Origin of the sequence: Novosphingobium sp. (assembly GCF_965229225.1) — a bacterium.
Taxonomy (GTDB): domain Bacteria; phylum Pseudomonadota; class Alphaproteobacteria; order Sphingomonadales; family Sphingomonadaceae; genus Novosphingobium.
In genome coordinates this window covers 2,761,160-2,785,247 of sequence record NZ_OZ245867.1, presented here as the reverse complement: position 1 = coordinate 2,785,247, position 24,088 = coordinate 2,761,160, and the positions used below count along the sequence as shown (strand labels likewise).

The 24,088-nt window shown below is 66.0% G+C and carries 27 protein-coding genes; 13 read left to right on the top strand and 14 right to left on the bottom strand.

Going from position 1 to position 24,088, the window contains the following annotated elements:
• Positions 1 to 85 precede the first annotated feature (85 nt).
• The 5 genes from scpA to ACO06X_RS12810 all read left to right on the top strand — a co-directional run bounded on the left by scpA (position 86) and on the right by ACO06X_RS12810 (position 6,703).
• A complete protein-coding gene (scpA, locus tag ACO06X_RS12830) occupies positions 86 to 2,221 on the top strand; it encodes a methylmalonyl-CoA mutase (RefSeq protein WP_421836642.1) in 2,136 nt (711 codons plus the stop codon).
• Positions 2,222 to 2,328: 107 nt separating this feature from the next.
• Positions 2,329 to 2,889, top strand: a complete 561-nt coding sequence (locus tag ACO06X_RS12825) for a CPBP family intramembrane glutamic endopeptidase (RefSeq protein ID WP_421836641.1) — start codon at positions 2,329 to 2,331, stop codon at positions 2,887 to 2,889.
• Positions 2,890 to 2,891: 2 nt separating this feature from the next.
• On the top strand, positions 2,892 to 4,913 hold the full coding sequence (locus ACO06X_RS12820; protein ID WP_421836640.1) for a biotin carboxylase N-terminal domain-containing protein: 2,022 nt from the start codon (positions 2,892 to 2,894) through the stop codon (positions 4,911 to 4,913).
• Positions 4,914 to 5,024: 111 nt separating this feature from the next.
• Positions 5,025 to 5,771 carry an electron transfer flavoprotein subunit beta/FixA family protein gene (locus tag ACO06X_RS12815; RefSeq protein ID WP_421836639.1) on the top strand — a complete coding sequence of 249 codons (747 nt, stop codon included), beginning with the start codon at positions 5,025 to 5,027 and terminating at the stop codon, positions 5,769 to 5,771.
• Positions 5,771 to 6,703 (top strand): electron transfer flavoprotein subunit alpha/FixB family protein, encoded by a 933-nt coding sequence (locus tag ACO06X_RS12810; protein WP_421836638.1) that lies wholly within the window; start codon positions 5,771 to 5,773, stop codon positions 6,701 to 6,703. The genes ACO06X_RS12815 and ACO06X_RS12810 overlap by 1 nt, the downstream gene beginning before the upstream one ends.
• A gap of 112 nt (positions 6,704 to 6,815) precedes the next feature.
• Here the strand turns inward: ACO06X_RS12810 and ACO06X_RS12805 are convergent, their stop codons facing one another.
• Entirely contained in the window at positions 6,816 to 7,331 is a 516-nt protein-coding gene (locus ACO06X_RS12805; RefSeq protein WP_421836637.1) for a GNAT family N-acetyltransferase, read from the bottom strand.
• Here ACO06X_RS12805 and ACO06X_RS12800 point away from each other — a divergent pair.
• Entirely contained in the window at positions 7,330 to 8,280 is a 951-nt protein-coding gene (locus ACO06X_RS12800; RefSeq protein ID WP_421836636.1) for an isoaspartyl peptidase/L-asparaginase family protein, read from the top strand. The two genes, ACO06X_RS12805 and ACO06X_RS12800, sit on opposite strands and share 2 nt — an antisense overlap.
• Positions 8,281 to 8,283: 3 nt before the next feature.
• On the opposite strand, the gene ACO06X_RS12795 is transcribed toward ACO06X_RS12800, so the two are convergent.
• From ACO06X_RS12795 to ACO06X_RS12765, 7 genes are all read right to left on the bottom strand, one after another.
• The gene (locus ACO06X_RS12795; protein WP_421836635.1) at positions 8,284 to 9,186 is read right to left on the bottom strand and encodes an RDD family protein; all 903 of its coding nucleotides are present in this window, start codon (positions 9,184 to 9,186) and stop codon (positions 8,284 to 8,286) included.
• Positions 9,186 to 10,265 carry a stage II sporulation protein M gene (locus ACO06X_RS12790; protein WP_421836634.1) on the bottom strand — a complete coding sequence of 360 codons (1,080 nt, stop codon included), beginning with the start codon at positions 10,263 to 10,265 and terminating at the stop codon, positions 9,186 to 9,188. The genes ACO06X_RS12795 and ACO06X_RS12790 overlap by 1 nt, the downstream gene beginning before the upstream one ends.
• Positions 10,262 to 11,593: a DUF58 domain-containing protein gene (locus ACO06X_RS12785; RefSeq protein ID WP_421839907.1), complete on the bottom strand. Its 1,332-nt coding sequence runs from the start codon at positions 11,591 to 11,593 to the stop codon at positions 10,262 to 10,264. The genes ACO06X_RS12790 and ACO06X_RS12785 overlap by 4 nt, the downstream gene beginning before the upstream one ends.
• A gap of 9 nt (positions 11,594 to 11,602) precedes the next feature.
• The gene (locus ACO06X_RS12780) at positions 11,603 to 12,559 is read right to left on the bottom strand and encodes an AAA family ATPase (RefSeq protein ID WP_421836633.1); all 957 of its coding nucleotides are present in this window, start codon (positions 12,557 to 12,559) and stop codon (positions 11,603 to 11,605) included.
• A complete protein-coding gene (locus ACO06X_RS12775) occupies positions 12,556 to 13,860 on the bottom strand; it encodes a DUF4350 domain-containing protein (RefSeq protein ID WP_421836632.1) in 1,305 nt (434 codons plus the stop codon). The genes ACO06X_RS12780 and ACO06X_RS12775 overlap by 4 nt, the downstream gene beginning before the upstream one ends.
• Complete coding sequence (locus tag ACO06X_RS12770; RefSeq protein ID WP_421836631.1) at positions 13,857 to 14,510, bottom strand: hypothetical protein; 654 nt, start codon at positions 14,508 to 14,510, stop codon at positions 13,857 to 13,859. The genes ACO06X_RS12775 and ACO06X_RS12770 overlap by 4 nt, the downstream gene beginning before the upstream one ends.
• A gap of 80 nt (positions 14,511 to 14,590) precedes the next feature.
• Positions 14,591 to 15,481, bottom strand: coding sequence for a prephenate dehydratase (locus tag ACO06X_RS12765; RefSeq protein WP_421836630.1), 891 nt, complete (start codon positions 15,479 to 15,481; stop codon positions 14,591 to 14,593).
• A gap of 190 nt (positions 15,482 to 15,671) precedes the next feature.
• Between ACO06X_RS12765 and ACO06X_RS12760 the strand changes: the two genes are divergently transcribed.
• Positions 15,672 to 16,295 (top strand): c-type cytochrome, encoded by a 624-nt coding sequence (locus tag ACO06X_RS12760; protein WP_421836629.1) that lies wholly within the window; start codon positions 15,672 to 15,674, stop codon positions 16,293 to 16,295.
• Positions 16,296 to 16,384: 89 nt separating this feature from the next.
• On the opposite strand, the gene ACO06X_RS12755 is transcribed toward ACO06X_RS12760, so the two are convergent.
• The 5 genes from ACO06X_RS12755 to ACO06X_RS12735 form a co-directional block, all read right to left on the bottom strand.
• Complete coding sequence (locus tag ACO06X_RS12755; RefSeq protein ID WP_421836628.1) at positions 16,385 to 16,549, bottom strand: hypothetical protein; 165 nt, start codon at positions 16,547 to 16,549, stop codon at positions 16,385 to 16,387.
• A gap of 154 nt (positions 16,550 to 16,703) precedes the next feature.
• The gene (gene infA, locus ACO06X_RS12750; RefSeq protein ID WP_298170836.1) at positions 16,704 to 16,961 is read right to left on the bottom strand and encodes a translation initiation factor IF-1; all 258 of its coding nucleotides are present in this window, start codon (positions 16,959 to 16,961) and stop codon (positions 16,704 to 16,706) included.
• A gap of 259 nt (positions 16,962 to 17,220) precedes the next feature.
• Complete coding sequence (locus tag ACO06X_RS12745) at positions 17,221 to 17,853, bottom strand: winged helix-turn-helix domain-containing protein (protein WP_421836627.1); 633 nt, start codon at positions 17,851 to 17,853, stop codon at positions 17,221 to 17,223.
• A 437-nt stretch (positions 17,854 to 18,290) separates the two neighbouring features.
• Complete coding sequence (locus ACO06X_RS12740) at positions 18,291 to 19,046, bottom strand: metallophosphoesterase family protein (RefSeq protein WP_421836626.1); 756 nt, start codon at positions 19,044 to 19,046, stop codon at positions 18,291 to 18,293.
• A gap of 6 nt (positions 19,047 to 19,052) precedes the next feature.
• Positions 19,053 to 19,319, bottom strand: coding sequence for a hypothetical protein (locus ACO06X_RS12735; RefSeq protein ID WP_421836625.1), 267 nt, complete (start codon positions 19,317 to 19,319; stop codon positions 19,053 to 19,055).
• Between the two features lie 287 nt (positions 19,320 to 19,606).
• Between ACO06X_RS12735 and ACO06X_RS12730 the strand changes: the two genes are divergently transcribed.
• Entirely contained in the window at positions 19,607 to 19,969 is a 363-nt protein-coding gene (locus ACO06X_RS12730; RefSeq protein WP_421836624.1) for a UrcA family protein, read from the top strand.
• A 130-nt stretch (positions 19,970 to 20,099) separates the two neighbouring features.
• Here the strand turns inward: ACO06X_RS12730 and ACO06X_RS12725 are convergent, their stop codons facing one another.
• On the bottom strand, positions 20,100 to 20,600 hold the full coding sequence (locus ACO06X_RS12725; RefSeq protein WP_421836623.1) for a winged helix-turn-helix transcriptional regulator: 501 nt from the start codon (positions 20,598 to 20,600) through the stop codon (positions 20,100 to 20,102).
• 238 nt (positions 20,601 to 20,838) lie between these two features.
• Here ACO06X_RS12725 and ACO06X_RS12720 point away from each other — a divergent pair, with 238 nt between their 5' ends.
• The 5 genes from ACO06X_RS12720 to msrB all read left to right on the top strand — a co-directional run bounded on the left by ACO06X_RS12720 (position 20,839) and on the right by msrB (position 24,042).
• Positions 20,839 to 21,189 (top strand): CC_3452 family protein, encoded by a 351-nt coding sequence (locus ACO06X_RS12720; protein ID WP_421836622.1) that lies wholly within the window; start codon positions 20,839 to 20,841, stop codon positions 21,187 to 21,189.
• 162 nt (positions 21,190 to 21,351) lie between these two features.
• Positions 21,352 to 22,044: a hypothetical protein gene (locus ACO06X_RS12715; RefSeq protein WP_421836621.1), complete on the top strand. Its 693-nt coding sequence runs from the start codon at positions 21,352 to 21,354 to the stop codon at positions 22,042 to 22,044.
• A gap of 104 nt (positions 22,045 to 22,148) precedes the next feature.
• Positions 22,149 to 23,078: an SPFH domain-containing protein gene (locus tag ACO06X_RS12710; protein WP_421839906.1), complete on the top strand. Its 930-nt coding sequence runs from the start codon at positions 22,149 to 22,151 to the stop codon at positions 23,076 to 23,078.
• Between the two features lie 4 nt (positions 23,079 to 23,082).
• On the top strand, positions 23,083 to 23,532 hold the full coding sequence (locus ACO06X_RS12705) for an NfeD family protein (RefSeq protein ID WP_421836620.1): 450 nt from the start codon (positions 23,083 to 23,085) through the stop codon (positions 23,530 to 23,532).
• A 111-nt stretch (positions 23,533 to 23,643) separates the two neighbouring features.
• Entirely contained in the window at positions 23,644 to 24,042 is a 399-nt protein-coding gene (msrB, locus tag ACO06X_RS12700; protein WP_298170860.1) for a peptide-methionine (R)-S-oxide reductase MsrB, read from the top strand.
• Positions 24,043 to 24,088: the final 46 nt, after the last annotated feature.

Sequence of the window (24,088 nt, the reverse complement as noted above, 5' to 3'; positions counted from 1 at the left end):
CACTCCGTTCGTGTCGAGCGAAGTCGAGACACGGGCGCAACGGTTCTCGACTTCGCTCGAACCGAACGGGTTTAGGGACAAGATCATGGCGAATATCGAAGACTGGCAGAAGGCTGCCGCCAAGGAAGTGAAGGGCAAGGACCTCACCTGGCAGACGCCGGAAGGCATTGCCGTGAAGCCGCTCTATACGGCTGACGACGCGCCGGTGGACCCGGGCCTGCCGGGCTTCGCGCCGTTCACGCGCGGGGTGCGCGCCTCGATGTATGCGGGGCGGCCCTGGACGATCCGGCAATATGCGGGCTTCTCCACTGCCGAGGAATCGAACGCGTTCTATCGCCGCAATCTGGCGGCTGGGCAGAAGGGCCTCTCGGTCGCCTTCGATCTGGCGACGCACCGGGGCTATGACTCGGATCACCCGCGCGTGGTGGGCGATGTCGGCAAGGCAGGCGTGGCGATCGATTCGGTCGAGGACATGAAGATCCTGTTCGACGGGATTCCGCTCGATCAGATGTCGGTTTCGATGACCATGAACGGCGCGGTGATCCCCATACTCGCTTTCTTCATCGTGGCGGGCGAGGAGCAGGGCGTTGCCCGCGCGCAGCTCGACGGGACCATCCAGAACGACATCCTCAAGGAGTTCATGGTCCGCAACACCTATATCTACCCGCCCGAGCCGAGCATGCGGATCATCTCGGACATCTTCGGCTACACCAGCCGCGAGATGCCGAAGTTCAATTCGATCTCGATTTCCGGCTATCACATGCAGGAAGCCGGCGCGACGCAGGTGCAGGAGCTCGCCTTCACCATCGCCGATGGCATGGAATACGTGAAGTACGGCGTCGCCTCGGGCCTCGATATCGACAAGTTTGCCGGGCGCCTCAGCTTCTTCTTCGCCATCGGCATGAACTTCTTCATGGAAGTGGCCAAGCTGCGCGCCGCGCGCGTGCTGTGGCACCGCGTGATGACGCAGCTGGGCGCGCAGGACGAGCGGAGCAAGATGCTGCGCACGCACTGCCAGACCTCGGGCGTGAGCTTGCAGGAGCAGGACCCCTACAACAACGTGATCCGCACCACGATCGAGGCGATGGCCGCGATGCTGGGTGGCACGCAGTCGCTCCACACCAATGCGCTCGATGAAGCCATCGCGCTGCCGACCGACTTTTCCGCGCGCATCGCCCGCAATACGCAAATCGTGATCCAGGAAGAGACCGGCATGACCAAGGTGGTCGATCCGCTCGGGGGCTCCTACTACATCGAGGCGCTGACGCAGGAACTGGTCGACAAGGCCTGGGAGATCATCGAGCGCGTCGAAGCCGAAGGCGGCATGGCCAAGGCCGTCGCGGCGGGCTGGCCCAAGGCGATGATCGAGGAAGCCGCTGCCGGACGGCAGGCGCGGGTGGACAAGGGCGATGACGTGATCGTCGGCGTCAACAAGTATCGCCTCGCCAGCGAAGACCAGCTCGATACGCTGGAAGTGGACAACATGGCGGTGCGCGAAGGGCAGATCGCGCGGCTGAAATGGGTGCGCGAGACGCGCGACGAGACGAAGTGCCGCGCGGCCCTGAACGCTCTCACTGAAGGCGCGAAGACTGGCGGCAATCTGCTCGAACTCGCAGTGGAAGCCGCGCGGCACCGCGCGACGCTGGGCGAGATCTCGGATGCGATGGAAATCGTGTTCGGTCGCCATGGCACGCACCCGACCCCGGTGAAGGGCGTCTACAGCGCCTATTATGCAGGCGATTCGCGCTACCAGCAGGTGCTGGATGGCGTGGAAGCCGTGACGCGCCGCTTGGGCCGTGCGCCCAGGATGCTCGTCTCGAAGATGGGCCAGGACGGGCATGACCGCGGCGCGAACGTGATCGCCTCCGCGTTCGGCGACATGGGCTTCGATGTGACGAGCAGCCCCCTGTTCCAGACGCCCGAGGAAGCCGCCAAGCTGGCGCTGGAGGCCAATGTCGATGCAGTCGGCGCGTCGTCGCTGGCGGCGGGCCACAAGACCCTGATCCCCGAACTGATCCGCCACCTGCGCGAAGCGGGGCGCAGCGATATCAAGGTCGTTGCGGGCGGCGTGATCCCCCCGCAGGACTACGACTACCTGCGCGAGGCGGGGGTGCAGGGCATCTACGGCCCCGGCTCGAATGTGGTGGAATGTGCGGCGGATATGCTCCGTCTGCTGGGCCACAACATGCCGCCGATTGGCGAAGCCGAGGCTGCCGAATGATTGCTGCGCTCGTCGCCCTTGGTGGTACCGCTATGGTCGTCTTTGCCCGATCGTGTGGGCTGTTTGGGCGCGTTGGGGTCCGGCCTCGCCTTGTAGGTAGCATTTTGTTGTGGGCGGTTGCAGCTGCCAGCTTCTGGCTAGCGTTGCGCCAGCAAGGCTTCGACCCGCAGCTGTTCGGCATGTGGAGCTTTGGCTGGCAGCAAGCGGGATATGGCCTTCTGTTCGGCGTACTCGGGTTGCTGTCCTTGCCGGCCTACGTTCTCGTTGCGAAAAGGCTTGGTGGACAGCCGCAAAACGCCGACGCGCTGCGCGAGATCGCATCAGCATCGCTGATTCAGAGGTTGTTCCTGCTCGTCACTGCAGCCGGCGCAGAGGAACTAATCTTCCGTGCCGTCGCCATTGGCAGCCTCATGGCGGCAGGGTTTCCACGTTTGGCAGCCGTCGGCGCGCCCTTTGTCGTTTTCGTGCTGCTGCATCGCTCTTCATGGGGCCTGATGCATCTGCTGTTCGTGGCTGTGGCAGGAGCGTTAATGACTGGTGCTTTTGTTCTGGGCGGACTGTGGGCCGCCATGATCGCCCACCTGATAGTCGATGCTCCGATGATGCTGGCCGGAAAGGTGATGGCCAAGCGGACCTCGGACTTCAGGAATCTTTCTGAAAGAATATGAAAATGTTCAAGAAAATCCTCATCGCCAACCGTGGCGAAATTGCTTGCCGCGTGATCAAGACCGCGCGGCGGATGGGTATCCAGACCGTTGCGGTCTATTCGGATGCCGATGCGCGCGCGCCGTTTGTGAAGATGGCGGATGAGGCGGTGCATATCGGTCCTTCGCCTGCCGCGCAGAGCTACCTCATCGCCGACAAGATCATCGCGGCATGCAAGCAGACCGGCGCCGAGGCGGTACATCCGGGCTATGGCTTCCTGTCCGAGCGCACCTCGTTTGCCGAGGCGCTGGCAGCGGAGGGCATCGCGTTCATCGGGCCGCCCGTGAACGCGATTGCCGCGATGGGTGACAAGATCGAATCGAAGAAGCTGGCGAAGGCGGCGGGCGTGAACGTCGTCCCCGGCTTCGTGGGCGAGATCGAGGATACCGAGCACGCAGTGCGCATCTCGGACGAGATCGGCTATCCGGTGATGATGAAGGCCTCGGCCGGCGGCGGTGGCAAGGGCATGCGCCTTGCCTATTCCGAGAAGGACGTGCGCGAGGGCTTCGAGGCGGTGAAGCGCGAGGGGCTGAACTCGTTCGGCGATGACCGCGTGTTCATCGAGAAGTTCATTCTCAATCCGCGCCACATCGAGATCCAGATCCTTGGCGACCAGCACGGCAACATTCTTTACCTCAACGAACGCGAATGCTCGATTCAGCGGCGGCACCAGAAGGTGGTCGAGGAAGCACCCTCGCCCTTCGTGACGCCGAAGATGCGCAAGGCGATGGGCGAGCAGTGCGTCGCGCTGAGCCGTGCGGTGGGGTATTATTCGGCGGGTACGGTGGAACTGATCGTTTCGGGCGCGGACCCGAGCGGCGAGAGCTTCTATTTCCTCGAAATGAATACCCGCCTGCAGGTGGAGCACCCGGTTACGGAGGCGATCACCGGCATCGATCTGGTCGAGCAAATGATCCGTGTGGCGGCGGGTGAGAAGCTGGCGTTCACGCAGGACGATATCGGCATCGACGGCTGGGCGATCGAAAACCGCGTCTATGCCGAAGACCCCTACCGCGGGTTCCTGCCCTCGACCGGGCGGCTGGTGCGCTATGATCCGCCGGTGGAAGGCTGGACCGATGACGGGACCGCCAATGGTCGGCGCGGCGTGGACGGCGTGCGCGTGGACGACGGCGTCTATGAAGGCGGCGAAGTCTCGATGTTCTATGATCCGATGATCGCCAAGCTGGTGACCTGGGGCGAAACGCGTGACGAGGCGGCGGACCGGCAGATCGAGGCGCTCGATGCGTTCGAGATCGAAGGGCTGGGCCACAATATCGATTTCGTCTCGGCGATCATGCAGCACCCGCGCTTCCGTTCGGGCGAGCTGACCACCGGGTTCATCGCCGAGGAGTATCCGGACGGGTTCCACGGCGCGGCGACGTCTGACGAGACCAAGCGCTCGCTGGCGGCGCTGGCGGGATTCCTCGCCACGGCGCGGGCCGACCGGGCACGGCAGGTCGATGGGCAGCTGGGCGTGACGCTCGATCCGCCGTCCGAATGGGCGGTGCGGATCGGCGAGACCGACTTTGCGGTCTCGGTCGACGAGGAGGCGATCACCGTCGATGGCGCGGAAGTCGACCTCGCGCTCGAATACACCCCGGGCGACCGGGTGGTGATGGCGGAAGTTGGCGGCAAGCCGCTGACGGTGAAGATTGCCGCGCGCGCGGCGGGCTTCAAGCTGACGACGCGCGGGGCGAGCCATGACGTGCGCGTACTGCCCGCGCGAATCGCGCCGCTGACCAAGCATATGATCGCCAAGGTCGCGCCCGACATGTCGAAGTATCTCGTCTGCCCGATGCCCGGGCTGCTCGTGGCGCTGCATGTCGGCGTTGGCGATGCCGTCGAGGCCGGGCAGCCGCTCGCGGTGGTCGAGGCGATGAAGATGGAAAACATCCTGCGCGCCGAGAAATCGGGCAAGGTGAAGGCAGTGAACGCAGCGCAGGGCGAAAGCCTTGCAGTGGATGCCATCATCCTTGAAATGGAGTAGAAGCGCCGCTGATGCCCGTGCTCACTTTCCTGCATGGGCAATGGGGTGAGGTTGACGTTTACGTAAGCGCCAATTATGCGCGCGCCATCGAATTGAGAAAGGCCTGACACGATGAAAGCCCTGGTCTGCGTGAAGCGGGTGATCGACTACAACGTGAAGCCGCGCGTGAAGGCGGATGGCACGGGGGTTGACCTTGCCAACGTCAAGATGAGCATGAACCCGTTCGACGAGATCGCGGTCGAGGAAGCCATCCGCCTCAAGGAAAAGGGCGTGGTCACCGAGATCGTGGCGGTTTCGGTCGGCCCGGCCAAGGCGCAGGAAACGCTGCGTACCGCGCTCGCCATGGGTGCGGACCGCGCGATCCTCGTGGTCAGCGAAACCGAAGTCGAGCCGCTGGCGGTGGCCAAGATCATCAAGGCGATTGCCGACGAGGAACAGCCGGGCCTGATCATCACCGGCAAGCAGGCGATCGACGACGACGCCAACCAGGTCGGCCAGATGGTCGCCGCGCTGCTGGGTCGTCCGCAGGGCACGTTCGCCAACGAGATCGCGGTCGAAGGCGACAGCGTCGTCGTGAAGCGCGAGATCGACGGCGGTCTGGAGACGGTGAAGCTGGCGCTGCCCGCCATCGTCACCACAGACCTGCGTCTCAACGAGCCGCGCTACGCCTCGCTGCCCAACATCATGAAGGCGAAGTCGAAGCCGCTCGCGAGCAAGACGCCTGCGGACTACGGCGTCGATATCGCACCGCGTCTCAAGACGCTCAAGGTCACCGAACCGCCGGTGCGCAGCGCGGGCATCAAGGTGCCTGACGTCGATGCGCTGGTTGCCAAGCTCAAGGAAATGGGAGTCGCCTGATGTCCAAGACACTCGTTTGGGTCGAACACGACAACGCCTCGGTCAAGGACGCCACGCTCGCCGTCGTCACCGCTGCCGCGCAGATCGGTGAAGTGACCGCGCTGGTCGCTGGTTCGGGCTGTGATGCCGCTGCCGCCGCTGCCGCGCAGATTGCTGGCGTCACCAAGGTGCTCAAGGCCGATGACGCGGCTTATGCCCATGCGCTGGCCGAAAATGTCGCACCGCTCGTCGCTGGCCTGATGGCCGATTTCGACGTGTTCGTCGCGCCCGCCACGACCACCGGCAAGAACATCGCCCCGCGCGTCGCCGCGCTGCTCGATGTGATGCAGGTCTCGGACATTCTCTCGGTCGAGGGCCCCAAGACCTTCACCCGTCCGATCTATGCCGGCAACGCCATCGCGACGGTTGAATCGACCGATGCCAAGCTGGTTGTCACCGTGCGCGGCACCGCCTTTGCGAAGGCGGACGCCACTGGCGGTTCGGCTGCGGTGGAAGCCGTTGGCGCGGCGGGCGATGCCGGCACATCGAGCTTCCTCGGTTCGGAAATCGCCAAGAGCGAGCGTCCGGAACTGACCTCGGCCAAGATCATCGTCTCGGGCGGTCGCGCCCTCAAGGATGCGGAAACCTTCCAGAGCGTGATCATCCCGCTCGCCGACAAGCTCGGCGCGGGCGTCGGCGCGAGCCGCGCGGCGGTGGACGCGGGCTACGTGCCCAACGACTACCAGGTCGGCCAGACCGGCAAGATCGTGGCACCGGAAGTCTACATCGCAGTCGGCATCTCGGGCGCGATTCAGCACCTTGCGGGCATGAAGGATTCCAAGACCATCATCGCCATCAACAAGGATGAGGACGCCCCGATCTTCCAGGTCGCGGACATTGGCCTCGTCGGCGATCTGTTCACGCTGGTGCCGGAGCTTACCGGCAAGCTCTGAGCAGACGGTTTGCGTTGAGTACAAGAAGGCCCTGCTCCGGCGGGGCCTTTTTCGTTGGAGCTACCCCTCCAGCACCCTTCGGGCGGTCCCCCTCCCCTTGCGGGGGAGGTTCTCAAAGAACCAGACTGAGACACCAGCTGAATTCATCCACCACGTAGTCGGCGAAGGCCTCGCACTCCTCAAACCCATACTTCCGGTACAGCGCCACCGCAGGGGCAAACGCCTCGGTCCGCCCCGTCTCAAGGCTCACGCGCGCATAGCCACGCGTCCTCGCCACATCCAGCAGATGCACCAACATCGCCTCACCCACGCCCTTTCCGCGCCATTCGGGGGCGGCGCGCATCGATTTGAGTTCGCCGTGGGTTTCGTCGAGGTGCTTGATCGCACCCATGGCCGCGAGCGTGCCGTGGATGCGGGCGGTGTAGAAGGTGACGCCGGGCTGGCGCAGCTTGTCGAGCGGCAAGGCGTGGACTTTGCAGGCGGGGCTCTCCGCGTGCATGCCGCCGAGGTGATAGGCCACCAGCGCCTGTACGTCCGCGCCCGACAGGTCGTCTTCGGTGATTTCAAGACCTTCGATCATGCGCCCCCCGCTGGCCTTGCCGATCTGATCTGCTATCGCGCTGGGCATGACCGATACAAGCAAAACTGAGGCTGGCAAAAGCCGCTGGGCCATCGCCATCCACGGCGGGGCCGGATCGATGACGCCCGAGACGATGGATGCCGCAGGCGTCACCGCGCACGAAGCAGCGCTGGGCGTGGCGCTCGATGCAGGAACCGCCGTGCTCGCGGCGGGCGGGAGCGCGCTGGACGCGGTCTGCGCGGCGGTTTCGGCGCTGGAGGATGATCCGCACTTCAACGCCGGGCGCGGCGCGGTGTTCACCTATCAAGGCACCAACGAGCTTGATGCGGCGCTGATGGACGGGGCTACGCGTGGGGCCGGGGCGGTCTGCGGGGTGACGCATACGCGCAACCCGGTCCAGCTGGCACGAACGGTCATGGAAAAGAGCCCGCACGTGTTTCTGAGCGGCGCGGGGGCCGAAGAGTTTGCGCGCGAGCAGGGCGTGCCGCAGGTCGATCCGGACTGGTTCGCCACCGAGGCGCGCTGGCAGCAGTTGCAGGAGCTCAAGGCGAAGAAGCTCGGCTGGTTCGATGCGGGGCTCAAGTACGGCACGGTGGGCGCGGTGGCGGTGGACGCGAGCGGGCATGTCGCGGCGGCGACGTCGACCGGAGGCCTCACTGGCAAGCGCTGGGGGCGGATCGGGGATTCGCCGCTTATCGGTGCAGGGACCTATGCCGATGACCGGGCAGCCGCAATCAGCTGCACCGGTTCGGGCGAACAGTTCATCCGCGCCGCCGTGGCGCACGAGATTTGCGCGCGGATGCGGATCGGCGGCGAAGGTCCGCAGGCGGCGACCGAGGCCGTGCTCGGCGAAGTTGGCGCGATGGGCGGGGTTGGCGGCGTGATCTACGCGACGCCCGGCGGCGAGACGGGGTTTGCCTTCACCACGCCGGGCATGTTTCGCGGCCGGGCCGATAGCGCGGGCCTGCTCGAAGTGGGCATCTTCGGCGAAGGCTAGGTTCTAGGCGGCGTGCTTGTCCGCCTTGCGGCGGCCAAGGCGCAGGCCCTGCTCCAGCTGGGCGCGGAGCTGGATATAGTAGGATTCGAGGAAGACGCGTTCGGCGCGGTAGGGATAGGGGCGGCCAATCTTGCGGCTGATCGCATCGGCGACATCGCCGAGTGCCGAACCCTTGTCCTCGCGCAGCACCCTTTCGAGCGTCTGGAGTTCGTACTCGCCATAGACCGCGAGTTCTGCGGGGGTGAACGTGAAGGCCTGATCGGCAACGGCTGCCGTTGCGCTGACGGACAGCGCCTGGCCCAGCTTGCGGTTCTGCGCCTCGACCACCCATGTGCCGGCGATCACATCGCCGCAGCGCAGGGAATCGCGGTTGAAAAACGGGAACAGCAGGAAGATCGCGCACCAGATGGCGCCCGCCCAGCCGGCGACGTCGGTATCGCTGCCTGATGCGATGGCGCTGCTGATGAACACGATCGGCATGAACAGCTCGATATCGCGCACGATGTTGCGGGCGATCACGGCTTCGGTGGTCAACCGCTCGGTGCCGCGCGCGGCGATGCGGATGCCGGTCACGCGCTTGCCCGGCGTCGCGCCGCGCGGGCCGAGTTCGAAGAACAGGAACCAGGCATTGCGGAACAGGAACATCGCGATGATCCACACGATCGCCAGCGCCTGCACGGCGCGCGATTTGGGGCCATCCGCGTCGACTTCGTCGATCTTGATGCCGACGCCGCCTGCGATCCAGATCAGCGTGAGCGTGGTGACGGTCATCGCGGTGACGATCAGGATGAGATCGATGAACAGCGCGGCAGCCCGCGAACCGCGGGAGGCAAGCACGAGAGGGAGCGCAACGCCTTCGGGCGTTATCACTGTGCGATTGCGGTTGCGGGGCTGGCGGCGCGCCATCAGGCCGATTTCCCCGCGCCGCGCCAGACGAAGAAATAGACGGTCCAGAACACCAGCATGAAAGTGCCGACGATGAGGCGGCCGGCGGTGTTGTCGATCAGCTGGCGGGCGAAACCCTCGAGCAGGCCCGCGACGATCAGCATGAGGACCACGCCGACCATGACTTGCGCGCTGCGCCGCCCGGCGGCAGCAGCGGCATCGAGCACGGACGCTTCGCCGGGAAAGGCCATCGCGCGGCCGATATGAAGCCCCGCCGCACCGGCCAGCAGGATCGCGTAGAGCTCGGTCGTGCCATGGACCGAAAGCCAGCCGATGATCTCCAGCGTGAGGCCCTGCCCGTGATAGAGCCAGAGCAGCGCGCCCAGCATCGTAGTGTTCTGGATCAGCAGCAGCGCGGAGGGCAGGCCGAACGCGAAGCCGAGCGCGAAGGCGAGGATCGCGACTTGTGCGTTGTTGGAAAACAGCGCGGCGGCAAACACGGCGAGGCCGTGCTGGTCCTGCTGGCTGAACACGGTGCGCAGGAGCACCGCGCGGCTCGCGCCCGGAACGCGGGCATCGGCCATGCCGCCGGGGATCAGCGCGTAGTACCAATCGGGATCGCTGGCGACGAGCAGCCAGCCAACGATCGTGCCGGCCACCATCAGCGCCAGCGCGATCAGGATCTCGCTGCGCAGCGCGCGTACGCTGTCCCCCCAGCCGCCGCCGAAGAAGCGCAGCAGCCAATCGCCCAGCCCCGCGCGCGGACCATAGACGATGAACCACGCGCGGCGGGTCAACCCTTCCAGCCAGAGCAGCGTTTCGGCATCGAGCGAGGTTTCGCGCGCAACGGCGAGGCTGGAGACGGCGGTGCGATAGAGCGCGGGGAGCGCGAGGAGGTCTTCGTCCGAGACACCACGCAGCCGTCCGCGCTCGATGCGCGAGACGATGGCTTCGAGCCGCTTCCATTCGCCCTCGCGCTCGAGCCGGAAGCGGTCCGAGCGCAGCGCGGCGCTTGTCGCGGCAGCGATGTCCGCGCTCGCGGCGGGGCTGAACCAGCCGCCGAGCCGGCCGAGGAGAGAGGCGTTTGCGGGCTCGTTCATCCGAGGCTCCCCGCGCGCTTTACCGCGAGATAGGCATCAAGCAGGCGATTGCCGATATGCTGGTAGGGCGCTTCAACCACGAGAATGCCCGCACGCCGCAGGCGCTGGAGCACTAGCGTGCGCTGGTGCTGCAAGGTGGTGGCGGTGACGGCCATTGCCGCATCCTGCGCGCTGCGGACCGGCGCGCTGACGAACTCGGCCAGTTCGGCATCGGCCATGACAACGAAGATGACGCGGTGTCGCTCGACCAGACGGCGCATCGATTCGATCATGAGTTCGGCGCTGGTGGGATCGGTGAATTCGGAGAAAACCACGATCAGGGAGCGCCGCCGTAGCCGCGCCGCAAGCGTGGAGAGCGCGAGGGTGAAGTTGGGCTGCTCGGCGCTGTAGTCGAGCGCGGCAGCAGCTTCCTGCAGGCGGGCAAAATCGCGCGGGGCAGTGACAAAAGGACTCAGCACCTGCGGCCGCTGGGCAAAGCCATAGACTGCGACCCGGTCCTGCGCGCCGAGTGCGATCCAGGCGGTGGTGAGCGCGGCAGTGACGGCCCGATCGATACGCGGCAGGCCGGCAATCGGCTCGCACATTGTCTGCCCGCAATCGAAGGCGAAGACGATCTGGTTGTTGCGCTCGGTCTCATACTCCTTGGCGAAGAGCCGGGCGTGGCGCGCGGAGGACTTCCAGTCGATCCGGCGGCGGTCCATGCCGGGTTCGTATTCGGCGAGCGCCTCGAACTCGGTGCCCTCACCCCGGATACGGCGGGCGACCATGCCAAACTGGGCATCGCGCAGGAACAGCTGCAGCGCAGGGCTGCGCACCGGAGCGATATTGGGGCGGATGCGGATCGCCTCACCCAGTTCGCGGCGGACCTGGCGCGAGGCGAGGCCGAGCGGGCCATCCCAGCGCAGCCACACCGCGTCGACTCGCCCGGTGCCGCGCCGGGTGGGTGTGGTTTCGATCTCGGCGCTCCACACCCCGCCGGCACGCCGAAGGGGTGCCACCAGCCGTCCACCGGGGGCAAGCCGGGGATCGAGCGCCAGGGCGGCGACCGGCGCGGCGCGTGGCGTGTCGATGCGGAAATCGGCGAGCACGGTGAGGCGCAGCGGTTCGCCCACTTCGCCATCCTGAGGCACGATGACGCGCAGATCTGCCAGCGCAGGGGCCAGCAAGGCATCGAGCAGGACCATCACCAGCAGCGCGCCGCCAAGCGCGGGCGCTGCGATCCATGCCTGCGGCGCGGCGGCGGCGAGCACGACGGCCAGCGGCGCGGCGAGCGCAAGCAGCACCGCCGTGCGCGCCGAAGGGTAGAATACCGGGAAAGGCCAGCGCAGCGCCAAGGGCTATCTCGGCGCTTCGGTGCGCTGGATGAGATCCGCGACAATGCTCTCGGCGGCGCGGCCCTCGATCTCGGCAGCGGGACTGAGCAACATGCGGTGGCGCAACACCGCGATGGCGAGGGCCTTCACGTCATCGGGGATGACATAATCGCGCCCGTCCAGCGCGGCGCGGGCGCGGGCGGCACCGGCGAGGACCACCGCCGCGCGCGGGCTGGCCCCGGCGGCAAGATCAGCGCTCTCGCGCGTCGCCCGGACGAGGCGGACGATGTAATCGACCACGGTTTCGGACATCGTGACGGTGGTTACGGCGGCGACTGCCTGACCGATCGCATCGCCTGTGGTGACCGCGCTCACCCCCAGCGCGGCCAGGCTCGGCGCGCCGCGCCCGGCGCCGTAACGGGTGACGATCTGGGCTTCTTCCTCGGCGCTCGGGTAATCGACGAGCAGCTTGAACAGAAAGCGATCAAGCTGCGCTTCGGGGAGCGGATAGACGCCCTGGCTCTCGATCGGGTTCTGCGTGGCGACGACCATGAAGCGGTCTGATAGCGCATAGGTCTCCCCATCGAGCGTGACGCGGCGTTCCTGCATCGCTTCAAGCAGCGCGGCCTGCGTCTTGGGCGGGGTGCGGTTGATTTCATCGCCCAGCAGCAGTTCGTGGAAGATCGGCCCGCGCGTGAGGGTGAACTGGCTGGTCTGGAAGTTGAACAGGTTGGAGCCGAGAATATCGCCGGGCATGAGATCCGGCGTGAACTGGATACGCCCGAAATCGAGCCCCAGAGTGGTGGCAAAGCTCTGCGCGAGCAGGGTCTTGGCAGTGCCCGGCGGGCCTTCGAGCAGCACGTGGCCACCGGCCAGCAGCGCGATCAGCAGGTGATCGACCACACTGTCCTGCCCCACCACGGCCTTGGCCACTTCGGCGCGGATAGCGGCGGCCAGAGCGCGGACGTCTTCGAGTGTCATTCGGTCAGGTCCCTTTCAAGGCGTTGCAGGGCAGCCGCGCGCTGCACCACGTCGGTGCTGCGGCGGGCCGCGCGCAGATGTGCGGCGAGTTCGGACCAGCGCGGTCCGGTCGTATCGAGGCGGGCCTGCAAGCGATCGATCGCCGCGTCGGTTTCCTCCGGCGGGCGGCCGCGCGGCAGGCCGAGTGCAAGCACCAGCCGTTCGCGCGCGGCATCGCCATAGGGCCCGGCGATCAGGCGCAGCCGCCCGGCGCGGCGAATCAGGCCAGCCGTGTTGCGCACCAGCACGGTCTTGCCGAGCGGGATCTCGCGCCCGGCCACGCGCGCCGGCCCGAAACGGTTGAAGCTGCGCCAGCCGACTGCCAACAGCGCCATCAGGAAGCACAGCGTGGCGGCGAGGAACGGCGGCTCGAAGGCAAGCGTGAGGAGGTTGCGGCTCGCGCCGAGGCCATTGAGCGTAAGATCGAAGGTCACTTCGTTCGGGCGGCCACCGGCAGCGGCAAAAATCAAGCGGCGGGCAAGGAGGCCGGTCTGCTTGTCCGCGAGGCCCCAGTTGTCGAGCAGGTCGGGCTCGAACACCAGCACCACCGGGTAGCTACGAGTAAAATCTTTGCTGGCGTCCGCTTCGTCCGGATCGCCGTCGGCATGACGCTCCATGCCGATCCAGCGCTCCAGCGCGGGGTTGCTGCCATCCCCGCTAAGATAGCCGGCAAGGACGCGCCCGCCCGGCGTTTCCACCAGCGCTTCGAGGCCGGGGCCGGTGCCGGACTGCACCTTGCGGTCGTCAGGCAGGCGGCCATGCAGCGCGGAAAATGCGCCGGAGCCTGTCCACCCGTGTGCCGCGCCGGGCACGAAATCGAGGCTGACATCGTCGTGATAGCCCTTCCATTCGGGCGGGCGGGTTCCGTCGATCCGCGTCCAGCCGCGCCGCGTCAGCGGGCTCGTGAAGTCGGGGTTGGTCACCCACTTGGGGGTTACGACAAGCGTCGGGCCAATCGTGCGCCGCGCGGCGACGATCTCGGCGATATCGCTGCCCTTGGCCTCGGCCGGCGGCGTCAGCACAAGCAGGCCGGGCTGCCTGAGCGCGTCCTTGCTGCGCGCGCGGTGGACGGTGATGTCGTCCGCCTCGAGCATCGCGGCAAGGCCGGCATAGCCATTCAGCCCGCGCCCCGCGGCATGCCCGCCGCCGTTGTTCGTCGCCCCGCCGCCAGTTCCGAGCCAATAGAGCACGGTGACGAAGGCGAGCGCGCCGATCAGCACCACACCCAATGTGGTGCCCCGGCCGAAGGTGGCATCCTTCACTGGCCGCCCTCCAGATTCTGCAACGCGAAGGCGGCATAGGCTTCGCGGGCGCGGTGCCAATCATCCGCCGCCAGCGCGCGCAGGGCATAGAGGCTGCGCTCCACCTCGCGCGCGATGAGCGTGAAGGCCTGCCGTGCGGCCGCAGGCAGGCCGGGGATCAGGCCGATCTCGCGCGCGGTGCTGGAAGGGGAAAGCCAATCGGGCCGGGCGGCTGCGATGTGATGAACGCTGCGCTGGAGCAGCAGATGCACCGCCTCGTCAAACCGGCCCTGGGCTGCCAGCGCATCGGCATCTTCGAGCAGAGCAAGCGCGGCTGCGCGGTCGATCACCGGCTGGGCGGTGACCGGTACGGCAAGCGCAAGGGTGAGCCGCCAGCGCTGGAAGAGCGTCCAGCCGATCCACGCCGCGCCGATCACGGCAAGCAGCACCAGCACGACCTCGACGGCGCTCCAACCCGCGCCAAGCCAGCGGCCCAGCGGCTCGATCAGCTTGCCGAGGAAGCGGAAGAGCGCCTCGAGCCATTCGGGCGGCTCGCTCTTGGGGATCTTGTTGGTCGGCAGCGGGGCATACTGGATCTCGCGCATCGCGCGTGCAGCTTCCCAGGCGCGTTCGCCTGCCTTGGCGCTGTCCGGTCCCGGTGCTCCTGCCACAGCACAAGTCGTCGCATGCCCTGCCCGCCGGGAGCAAGCGATTATCGCGCCGGTCTGGTGTTCGATCCCGGACCGGGACGTCAGCCGCGCGCGCGTTCCAGCGGATAGGTGCCGAGAATGCGCAGATCCTTGGCGAAGAAGGTGAGTTCTTCGAGCGCACGATCGACCGGCGGTTCGCCCGGCGCGCCAACGATATCGGCGAAGAAGGCGGTGGCGGAAAAGCTCGCGCCGCGCTGGTAGCTTTCCAGCTTGGTCATGTTGACGCCGTTGGTCGCGAAGCCGCCGAGCGCCTTGTAGAGCGCGGCGGGGATGTTGCGCACCTCGAAGATGAAGGTGGTGATCGCGGGGCCCGTGATCGTGCCGAGTTCAAGCGGCTCGCGCGCCAGCATGACGAAACGGGTCATGTTGTCGTGCGCGTCCTCGATGTTTTCCTCGACGAGCGTGAGGTCATAGAGTTCGGCGGCGATGCGCGGAGCAATGGCGGCGATGGCGGGATCGCCGAGCTCGGCGACATAGGCAGCAGCGCCCGCCGTATCGGCGTGGGACATCGGCACGATGCCTCGTGTCCGCAGGTAGTGGCGCGACTGGCCAAGCGCCTGCGGGTGGCTGTAGGCGCTGGTGAAGGGCCCGGTGCCGAGGCCCATCAGGCAGGCGTGGATCGGCATGAAGTGCTCGCCAACGATCGACAGGCCGCTTTCGGGCAGGAGAAAGTGGATATCGGCGACACGACCGTGCTGCGAGTTTTCGATCGGGATGATCGCCTGGCCGGCGCGGCCGTCCTTCACCGCCTCCAGCGCATCCTCGAACGAGAAGCACGGCAGCGGCAGACAGTACGGCAGCGCCTCAAGCGCGGCGCGGTGCGAATTGGCACCCGGCGCGCCCTGAAACGCAACTGTGCGCGCCGGATCGGCGGCGGCGGCCTCGGTCATTTCAGCAACGAGGCGGGCGGCGGGGGCGGGGTAACTGGCCATCGACCGAGGCGCTTAAGGCCCCGCGATGGGCGCGGCAAGGCGCTTCTGCAGCTTCCAAGATCATGGACGCATGCGATTCTTGTGTTCCAACCTATTGCAATCGCTCTTGCGCGCGCGCGGGGGCGTGACTAGAGCGGCGGCGAAATTTCACGCGGCACGCGGGCTGCGCAAACTCCATATGGGGCTCGGAATGGACGATCGTTTCAATACCATTGCCGGTTGGACCTTGTTCGGCGGCATCGTTGCGCTGGGGCTTTCGAGCCTTTCGGGCCACTACTTCCTGGCCGACAAGGAACATCGCCCCGAAAAGATGGGCTATGTGATCGAGGGTGTCGAGGCTGAAGCCGGCGCTGGTGCGGCGGCTGCGGAACCGATCGCGAACCGCCTTGCCAAGGGCGATGTCGCCAAGGGCGAAGCCACTTTTGCCAAGTGCAAGGCTTGCCACACGATCGCGCAGGGCGGGGCCAACGGCATCGGTCCGAATCTCTGGGGCGTGGTGGGTGAAGCCCAGGCGGCCGGTCGCGGCGGCTATGCCTTCTCCGATGCGCTCAAGGCCAAGGGCGGCAAATGGGACTTCGCCAACCTCGATGAGTGGCTGACCTCGCCCGCCAAGTACGCGACCGGCACCAAGATGTCGTTCGCCGGGATCGGCGATCCGCAGCAGCGCGCCGATGTGATCCTGTACCTCAACTCGCAGGGCAGCAACCTGCCGCTTCCCGCCGCCGAAGCCGCTGCGGCACCGGCTGGCGATGCCAGCGCTCCGGCAGCGGACTCCAGCTCTGCTGCGCCCGAGGCGAGCGAAGCCGCCAAGTAAGCGATCAGTCTGCAACGAAAAAGGCCCCTCCGGCAGCGCATTTCGGCGCGGCCAGAGGGGCCTTTTTCGTGTCTGCGTCGGGCCGGGGGTCAGTCGACCATTTGGCGGACGAGCTTCTGCAGTTCCTGCGCTGTCAGTACGGGCGAAGTGCGCCGGGTCGGCGCTGCCTTGCGGTCCATCCGGGAAACCCGATGGCCGGGCAGGAAGCTGTGGCTGATGGTGTAGGCGTGCGTTGTGTTCAAAATCGGTGTCATGAAAATCCCTGGCGCGCACGGCGCGCCGATGTGTTGTCTGGCGCGCAGAACGCGCCGATAGGTGCCCGGCGCGCAGGGCGCGCCGATATGTTGAGAGTATGCGAGGCCATCGCGCGCCAATGCGCCGGATCGGCCGCCGGTCTGGAGCGGAGTGTCAGCGCCGCTTCTTGAACGCGCCGCCGCCGCTGCTGGCGACCTTTTCGCGAAACACGATACGGCCCTTGGTCAGGTCGTAGGGTGTCATTTCCACCTTCACGCGGTCTCCCACGATCGAGCGGATGCGGAACTTGCGCATCTTCCCCGCCGTATAGGCGATGATGCGGTGTTCGTTCTCGAGCATGACGCCAAAGCGGCCGTCTGGCAGGATCTCGTCGATCTGGCCGTCGAGGGTCATCACATCTTCTTTCGCCATGGCTCAGTTGCCCTTCTGATGAGCAGGAGCAGCGGGAGAAAGACGAGGACTGGTAGCGGGCATAAGGGCCCCTTTCACGAAAACAGAATACGCGGCTACAAACGGTGCAACCGGTGCTGGTGGCGTGAGAGGGGAGAATTCGGCCCGGCATCAAGATCCGGTGCGTGATAATCCGTCGCAGGCGACGATAGCGAGGCCTATATGGGCTGCGGCCGCCGGATTGTCAATGACAGCCCGGCGGCGCTTTTGCCAAGGTCTTCTAAAGGCTGGCGATCTTGTAGGAACCCTGCCCGCCCGGCACGAGTACATAGGGCGCTTTGAGCTTTGCGCGCAGGTTCGAGGCGAGCACCTTGAGATAGTTGTACGACATCTCGTCGTTGCCATGGCTGAGCTCAGTGCGGAGCTTGTAGTGCGAGACCGGCTCGCCCAGCCGATTGACGAGGAGCGTGAGCAACTGGCGTTCGCGTTTGCCGAGGAGGTGGAGGTGCGCGATGCGCTCCAGCGAACTCGCCAGTTCCTGCTCGGCGCGCGCCTGGTGCGCTGCTGCACGATAACGCGCAAGAATCGCGGCACAACGCGCCGTGGCTTCTTCCGGGCTCATCCTGGCGCTGTCGAACACATCGTCAAAGCCGGCGTTGAGCGCCTTCGCGCGCTTGCCCGCAAGACTGCCGTGCATCAGCGCGATCTTGACCTTGCGCGCAAGGATCGGGCGATTGATCCGTAGGAACCGCGCCGCGCGCACCGGATCGTTGCCGCCGATGATCAGCGTTTCATAGTCCTGCTCGGCGATCGAGAGAAAGCGGGTGTCGAGATCGACGAAGGTGTGCTGCTCGAACGTCTCGAACGCGCTCTGCAACCACAGATCGCGGACTTCGCGATGCAGGTCGTTCATTGTCAGGTAGCGGATTTGGCAAGAGGCGAGCTGCATGAAAGGTCGATCATCGGAGAGGGAGGCAAGACTGGGCAACGATGCCTCCAACTGCATGTGCGTGGTGATCGGAAGGCCAGTGTGGGGCGCTGGCCACAGCCCTATCGAACTATAGGATTCCATATATGTCCATAGTGACGGGTTGGTCGATGTGGTTTTGCGGGGTTACTGAATCAGTGCGCAGCACTCCGGCCGCCAGCTCCTCAGCTTGAACTCATGATAAGCGTTACAAGGTTGCTGTTGCGGCTATTCGACATGTTAATTCGGCGGCGCCGTTCTGTGCCGGAAAAACAGGCAATTTCAGTCTAAAGGCAGAGAGTCCGGTAAAATTATGCCTCCACCGAGGTGAAGAGACTCGGTTTCAGCACGGCCAAACTGAATGTATTAGACTATAACTTTAATTATAAGCCCAAATCCGTATGCGCCACCGGCTGATCATGGCGTGCCCGCACGGTGAGACCACTTTCATCAACAATCAGCTCGTTGAAGCCGGCTGGCGTTGCGCGCAGGCGCTGCGAGAGGGTGCCAGCACCGATCATGCGCACAGGGCCGTACGCGGTGGGGTGCAGGATATCGAAAGCATCGTGAACGTGGCCGGAGATCACCGCGAGCACGCCGCGCTGCGCCAGGGCCGAAAGCGCGCTGGTGCCGCCCCGGGTGAGGGCCTTGCCGCGCGTTCCCGTCTCGACCAGCGGGTGATGGCAGGCGACAATCGCACGGGTGCCGGAAGGCAGGGCATCGATGGCGCCGAGGCAGGCTTCGAGGCTGCGTCTGGCGACCCGGCCCTTGGACCAGTTGAGCCGCAGCTGCGCGCGCGCGGTCGTCTTGAGCGGAATGATGGCGACACCGGGTAGCGAGATGCCGTGGTTCACTGCGCCCTGCAGCGCGCGAAAGCGGCGATAGGGATCGAGGAAGCGCTCGGCGAGGTTGAAATAGGGCAGGTCGTGGTTGCCCACTTCGACCGTGACGGGAACGCCCAGGGCGCGAATCCATTCCGCCGCGGCGGCGAATTCGCGGTGGCGTGCGCGCATGGTCAGATCGCCGGTGATCGCGACCGCATCGGGCCGCTCGCGCGCCACGCAATCCGCCACCCAGGCGAGGGCGGCCGTATCCTCCAGCCCGAAATGTACGTCGCTTATGTGGAACAACCGGATCATGTCCGCCTAAACCTTGCCGGAGAGGATCAGCCACGCCGAAATGGCATTGAGCAGGCTGTAGGCAAGGTAGGCCAACGCGCCCCACGCATGTCCCTCCGAGGCCAGCAGCAGCCCGCCCAGCAGCATCAGGAACTCCACGACGAGCGACAGGCGGCTGCTGACCGCGTGGTAAAACCAGGGCAACTGGTCAAGCAGGGGATGGCCGCTGTCCATGATCGCCCGGTGCAATGCGAAATTGCCGACGCCGAGCAGGAAGATAATCAGAATCGCCATTCGGAGCGCAGGATAGGGGGCCTGCACCGTCCTGTCACGCGGCGGAGCAGCGCATGTTGTCGCTCGTGGAGCGATATCGGCGGTTGGTCGGGCGCGCTGACGGTTTGTCGGCATGATGGAAGGCTCGGTCGACCGTGCCGCGCGCCGCTCACCCGAATCACCTAGCAGAATAGTCATGCGGCGGTGGCGAGGCTCCCAGACACGGACCGGCCAGCCCAACCACCGCTCCCCGCCAAACCGCCCGCAGCGGCAAGGCGACCATTGCAACCCAAGCTAAGGAAACTGCCATGTTCAAGAACGCTTTGATCGCAACTGGCCTTGCTGGCCTGGTGCTTGCCGCCCAGCCCGCTCTGGCTCAGCCCGCTCTGGCCCAGTCGCCCGCGCAGACTTCCGCCAATCCCGAGGTGCTCGTGCAGCACCGGATGGTGAAATACGCCGATCTCGATCTCTCGACCGCGGCAGGCCAATCGAAGTTCGACGCCCGCCTGCGCCGCGCTGCCTCGGCCGTCTGCGAGAACAACGCTGGTCCGCACCCGCTCGCCGAAGCGATGGAATCGCGCCGCTGCTATCGCAATGCGATCCAGTCCGCGCAGCGCGCCATGGCCGATCGCGGCGCACGCTTCAGCACCGTGAAGGTCGCTGCACGCTGAACGACATCGTTTCTGCAAAACGTGTGATGCAGCCGGCATCCAGTCCCAGCCGCTGCCGACGTTACGGGTCGCTGCCAGACCAAGGATCCTGCCCCCGGGACCGGTTCTGGCGGCGGCCCGCTTTTTAGGATCAGGTTGCGGCGCGCAGGCGCAAGTCAGCCTCTATCCGGGCCGCTTCGATTTCCGACCATTCGCGCCACAGCAGATCGGCGCCTCCCAGCACACGGTCATCATGCGCGCGGATGGTAATGGGCAGGATCGGCATCCCGTCGCGCGCATCGCACAGCACGGGATTGGCGGGCACGTTCATTTCCCACTTTTCGCCCCACTGGCGCAGCGCCAGCATGGCGGGGAGCAAATCCATGCCCTTGGGCGTCAGCCGGTATTCGATGCGGCGCCGGTCATCCGCGCAATGCTCGCGCTTGAGGATGCCCGCTTCGACCAACCGGGAGAGCCGGTTGGAGAGAATGTTGCGGGCGATCCCGAGCGCATCGAGGAACTCCTCGAAGTGGCACACCCCGTTGAAGGCGGCCCTCAGGATCATGAAGGACCATCGTTCGCCCATCGCCTCCAGAGCACAGGGGAGGCCACAGACGGCGAGATCGGCGAGGGATTCGCGAAGTTTTCCCATGACGCTTTGTGACATACCTCATTCTGCAGGGCAATGTAAGTTTCTAGTTGCAACTCGAAACCTATTGAAGTAGGTATCGATTCGCAACGGAAATCGCATCCTCTCCACCCGGCGGTCCGGATCAGCCTTGCCAGAACTGGGCAAAAGGCGGTCCGGACCACCACCCCCGCAGTTTCCGAGCAGGCCCCTGTCGATCACGGGGGTTCAACCAGACTCTGACAGACCAAGGGGAAGTAACATGAACGCCATCCGCAACAGCGCAGTCCGCCAGCTGCTTCCGGCCTTTCTCGCGCTCGTCGGCACCGCCGCCAGCTTCGCGGTGACAGCGACCCCGGCCCGCGCTGCCGACAGCAATGCCTATTACTCGGTGACGCTCGCCGCGCCGGTCGCCAAGCCTGCCAAGCTCATGCTGGGCGATGTGCTGTGGAACTGCGCTGGTAACACCTGCTCGGCAGGTCAGGACACCGCGCGCCCCGTGGTCGTCTGCACCAAGCTTGCCGCAAAGGTCGGCACCATCAACCGCTTTGCCACGCCCAAGGGCGAGCTGGCCACGGAAGACATGGCCCGCTGCAACACGCCCAAGGCCTGAACCGACCCATTACCCGTCTCTTCAGCGCGCCTTCTATCCACACCCTGAAGCGCGCCCCTTACACGGCTGCGGCACAGTCTCCCTGGACTGTCCGTAGCCGTTTTTTTGTGTCCGGCTGATTAGTGGCTGACGGCTGGCAGGCCTGTCCCTATGTTGCGGTTGATGCTGCGCTTCCTTTCCGCCGCCGCGCTGATCCTCGCGCTCGTCACCGCGCCGCTGGCGGCTGCACCGCCCACCGCAGCGGCTGCGCCTGACACGGCGCTGCGGGCCGACCTGCATTGCGCTGCAGCTTTCGCAATTGCCGCCTCCGAACAGGCGCGCGGGAGTGCGGCGGCCCTCGCGCTGCCGCCGATGGCAGTGCGCGGCAAGCGCTTCTTTGCCGATGTCGGGGCGCGAGCGGTGGAGCAGGGCGGGATGACACAGGCCGCCGTGCGCGATCTGCTGGTGGCCGAAGTGACCGGAATGCAGCGCCGCGCCGCCGCCGATCCGGATCGCGAGCTGGCGGCGGAGGTGAGGCCCTGCCTTGCCCGGCTCGATGCCGCAGTGCCGCCCCTGCAGACGCCGGACCTTGCGCAATGCGCCGCAATCCTCACGCTGGCGTGGGAAGAAGAGCGCGCCAAAGGGCCGGATAGTGCGGCGGCACGCGATCTCCAGACCCTGGCGCAAGTGCTGATCGCGCGCGCGCGCAATGGCTTCATTGCTGGCGGCAAAAGCGGCGACAGCGCCGATGCGGCCATCGAGGCCGCGCGCGATGCGATCCGACGGGAGGCCGCCGACCGGCCAGGCGGTGTGGACAACTACGACATCGCACATTGCTACGATCTCGGTGCGCCGGATGCGAAATCGCACTACTAAAGTGCTGCGTTTGCGATAGGTTGCGCAGCGCAGACAAGCTTGGGGGACATAGCGTGGAAGCGGTGCTGATCCTGATCGTGGGGCTTGCGGTGGTCTATCTGGCCATGGGGATCCGGGTGGTCCGGCAGGGCCATGTCTACACGATCGAGCGGCTGGGCCGCTATTCGCTTGCCGCCCAGCCAGGCTTGCATTTCATCGTGCCGTTCATCGACCGGGTCGGGCACAAGGTGAACATGATGGAGCAGGTGCTCGACATTCCGGGCCAGGAAATTATCACGCGCGACAACGCGATGGTCGGCGTCGATGCGATCGTGTTCTTCCAGGTGCTCGATGCCGGCAAGGCGGCTTACGAGGTTTCCAACCTCTATGTCGCGATCATGCAACTGACGACGACGAACCTGCGCACGGTGATGGGCTCGATGGACCTCGACGAGACCCTCTCGAAGCGCGACGAGATCAACGCGCGGCTGCTCAACGTGGTGGATCATGCGACCTCGCCCTGGGGTCTCAAGATCACGCGGGTCGAGATCAAGGACATCCGCCCGCCGGCCGACATTTCCAACGCGATGGCCCGCCAGATGAAGGCCGAGCGCGAGAAGCGCGCGCAGATCCTCGAGGCGGAAGGATCGCGCGCATCGGAAATCCTCAAGGCCGAGGGGCAGAAGCAGGCGCAGATCCTCGAAGCGGAGGGGCGCAAGGAAGCCGCTTTCCGCGATGCCGAAGCGCGCGAGCGCTCTGCCGAGGCTGAGGCGCGGGCGACTGCGGTGGTTTCGGACGCGATCGCTTCGTCCGGCACGCAGGCACTCAACTACTTCGTCGCGCAGAAATACGTCGAGGCGGTGAAGGAATTCGCCACTTCGCCCAATGCCAAGACAATCCTTTTCCCGATCGAGGCGACGCAGCTTGTCGGCGCGCTGGGCGGGATCGGCGATCTGATCAGCGATGCGGTGGGCAAGCCGGGATCGCCGCCGCAACCGCCAGCCGGACCGCGCGTGCCGCGCGTCGCGCCGCCTCCGCCGCCGGCCCAGGGCTGAAACCGTGGCCGCGCTGACCGACCTTTTCGGCCTTCACTGGGGCTGGATGGCGCTGGGCGTGGCGCTGGCCATCGCCGAGATCGTGGCGCCGGGCTATTTCCTGATCTGGCTGGCAACTGCAGCGCTCCTGACCGGCTTGGTCGCTGCGGTGATGCCGGTGGGGATCGAGGCCGAGATCATCCTGTTCGCTGTCCTCTGCGCGCTGGCGCTGGCGGCAGGGCGGCGCTGGGTGCTGCGCCATCCGGTGGCGAGCGCCGATCCTATGCTCAACGACCGGGGCGGGCAGATCATCGGCCAGAGCGTGGTTGTCACCCATGTGATCGAGGGCGGCAGCGGTCGCGTGCGCCACGGGGATACCGAATGGCTGGCGCGCGGACCCGATGCGCAGCCCGGCACACGGATGCGGGTGACCGGGGCGGACGGGACCGTGCTGCTGGTCGAACATCTGCACTGATCGTGCCCGGTGCAGGGCACATGCCTTGATGGCCCGCTTGCCGACTGCGCAGGCGGTTCCCATATTCGCCTCAAACCCCGTTTTCCTCCCCGAGACAGGACGATCCGATCCATGCCCGACAAGATGAACCTGACCGACGCCGAGTGGCGCGCGCGGCTTTCGCCCGAGCAGTACCAGGTCCTGCGCCAGGGCGGCACCGAGCGGGCCTTCACCGGCAAATACGAGAAGAACAAGCTCACCGGCCAATATCACTGCGCCGGCTGCGGTGCGCCGCTGTTTGAATCCGGCACCAAGTATGACAGCGGCTCGGGCTGGCCGAGCTTCACCGCGCCGGTCGATCCCGAGGCGGTCGACGAGCACCGCGACGTGAGCCACGGCATGATCCGCACCGAAGTGCGCTGTGCGCGCTGCGATGGGCATCTCGGCCATGTCTTCCCCGATGGCCCCGGGCCGACCGGTCTGCGCTACTGCATGAACAGCGCCTCGCTCGAATTCACGCCCGAAGATTGAAAAGGACCGCATACGGATTGTCCCCGGTGCAATCGCACCTCCCGGG